The organism is Myxococcus sp. RHSTA-1-4 (assembly GCF_020037125.1).
Lineage (GTDB): Bacteria > Myxococcota > Myxococcia > Myxococcales > Myxococcaceae > Myxococcus.
Genome location: NZ_JAIQDG010000097.1, coordinates 1 through 2858, shown reverse-complemented (window position 1 = coordinate 2858; position 2858 = coordinate 1). Strand labels below are relative to the sequence as shown.

The 2858-nt window shown below is 70.9% G+C and carries 1 protein-coding gene; it reads left to right on the top strand.

The features are described 5' to 3' along the window. A partial coding sequence (locus K8638_RS44045) for a non-ribosomal peptide synthetase (RefSeq protein ID WP_223760787.1) occupies positions 1 to 2858 on the top strand: 2858 nt, incomplete at both ends.

The window sequence follows — 2858 nt, the reverse complement described above, 5'->3', positions numbered from 1 at the left end:
CTCACGATGCACCACATCGTCTCCGACGGCTGGTCCATGGGCGTCCTCGTCCGGGAGATGGGCATCCTCTACGCGGCGCATCTGTCCGGAGTGGCGCCGCCCCTGCCGCCACTGCCCATGCAGTACGCCGACTACGCCGTCTGGCAGCGCGGCTGGCTCCAGGGCGCGGTGCTCTCCCGGCAGTTGGACTACTGGAAGCGGCAGCTCGCCGGCGCCCCCGCGCTGCTGGAGCTGCCCACCGACGGGCCGCGGCCCGCCGTGCAGTCGTACCGCGGCGCGAAGCAGTCCATCTTCCTCCCGGCGGACCTCGCCGAGTCCATCAAGGCCCTGTCACAGCGGCACGGCGTGACGCCGTTCATGACGCTGCTGGCGGCCTTCCAGGCGCTGCTGCACCGCTATTCCGGTCAGGCGGACATCGTCGTTGGCTCGCCCATCGCGGGCCGCAATCGCGCGGAGACGGAGGGCCTCATCGGCTTCTTCGTCAACACCCTGGTCCTGCGCACGCGGGTGACTCCGGGCCTCTCATTCGCCTCCCTGCTGGAGCAGGTGAAGGAGACCACCCTGGGCGCCTACGAGCATCAGGACGTGCCCTTCGAGAAGCTCGTCGAGGAGCTGCGCCCTCCTCGCAATGCGAGCTACTCGCCCCTCTTTCAGGTCCTCTTCTCCTTGCAGAACGCCCCCATCGGGGAACTGGAGGCGCCAGGGCTGCGCCTGCAGCCGCTCGAACCCAGCGATGTCGGAGCCAAGTTCGACCTGACGCTCGCCCTGACAGAGTCGCCCCGGGGATTCACGGGCACCCTCCGGTACAGCTCCGACCTGTTCGACGCCTCGACCATGGCGCGAATGATGGAGCACCTGCGCATCCTGCTCGAGGCGGCCGTGGCGCGGCCGGCGCGGCTCCTCTCCGAGCTGCCGCTGATGGGCGAGGACGAGCAGCGGCGGGTGCTGCGCGAGTGGAGCACCACCGTCTCCGACTACCCGCGCGAAGCCACGCTGCCCGGCGTCTTCTCCCGCGTGGTGGCGCGCTTCCCCGACAACATCGCCGTCGAGTTCGCGGGTTCGCGCCTCACGTATCGGCAGCTCGATGAGCGAGCCAATCAGCTCGCCTGGCACCTGCGCGGATTGGGCGTGGGCGCGGATACGTGTGTGGCCCTGGCCGTCGAGCGCTCGCTGGAGCTCATCGTCTCGCTGGTGGCCATCCTCAAGGCCGGCGGCGCCTACGTCCCCCTGGACCCGAACTATCCCCGCGAACGTCTCGCGGGCATGGTGGAGGACACCTCTCCACGAGTGCTCGTCACCACGCGAGCGTTGTTGCCCCGTCTTCCCGCCGACAGACTCGCCACCGTGATGCTGGAGGACGCCGCACTCGCCTCCGAGCCCACTCACGCGCCACCTCCGCTGGCCCTGCCCGACTCGCTGGCCTACGTCGACTTCACCTCCGGCTCCACCGGCAGGCCCAAGGGCGTCGGCACCACCCACCGGGGCGTGCTGCGCACCCTCATCGGCGTGGACTACGCGCGCTTCGGCGCAGACGAGGTCCTGCTCCACTTCGCTCCCATCTCCTTCGACGCCTCCACCTTCGAAATCTGGGGCGCCCTCCTTCACGGCGCACGCCTGGTGGTGATGCCGCCCCAGGTGCCCTCGCTGGAGGAACTGGGCCACGTCCTCCAGTCCTCCGGCGTCACCACCCTGTGGGCCACCGCCGGCCTGTTCACGCAACTGGTGGACAACCCGCCGCCGGGGCTCACCACGGTGAAGCACGTCATGACGGGCGGCGACGTGGTGTCCCCGGCCCACGTGCGCCGCGCGGTGGAAGCGCTGCACCTCCCCGTCACCGCCCTCTATGGCCCCACCGAGACGACGGTCTTCGCCACCTCCCACCCGGTGAGCCGTCCCGAGCAGGTGGGCATCTCCGTCCCCATCGGCAAGCCCATCGGCGGCACCCGGCTGTACGTGCTCGACGCGCACGGCCAGCCCGTGCCCGTGGGTGTCACCGGCGAGCTGTTCATCGGCGGCGATGGCCTGGCCCGCGGCTACATCGGCCAGCCCGCGCTCACCGCCGAGCGCTTCATCCCCGACTCCTTCTCCGGCATCCCGGGCGCTCGGCTCTACCGCTCCGGCGACCTGGTGCGCTGGCGGAACGACGGCACGCTCGACTTCATCGGCCGTGCCGACTCGCAGGTGAAGCTGCGCGGCTTCCGCATCGAGCTGGGCGAGGTGCAGTCCACCCTGGCCAGCCACCCCGAGGTCCAGGAGGCCGTCGCCCTCGTGCGCGAGGACCGGCCCGGCGACAAGCGCCTCGTCGGTTACGTCGCGGCCCCGCGCTCATTGGACATGGCCGCACTGCGCGCCTTCCTCCAGCAGCGGCTGCCCGAATACATGGTGCCCTCCGCGCTCGTGCGGCTGGACACCCTGCCCCTCACGCCCAATGGCAAGGTGGACCGCAAGGCCCTGCCCGCTCCGGACCTGGCCACCACCCGCCAGTACGTCGCCCCACGCACGCCCACCGAGGAGCGGCTCGCGGCGCTGTGGGCCGAGACGCTCGGCCTGGAGCGCGTGGGCGCCGAGGACAACTTCTTCGAGCTGGGCGGCCACTCGCTGCTGGCGACCCAGGTGGTCTCCCGCATCCGCGTCGGCCTGGGCGTGGAGCTGCCCCTGCGCGAGCTGTTCAAGGCGCCCATCCTCTCCGCGCTGGCCGCGCAGGTGGACACGGCGCTCCGGAATCGTCAGGTCCAGGCCATTCCGCCGCTCGTTCCCACGCGCCGCACCGAGGCCTCTCCGCTGTCCTTCGCGCAGCAGCGGCTGTGGTTCATCGACCAGTTGGAGCCCGGCGGCAGCCTCTACAACATGCCCTTCGC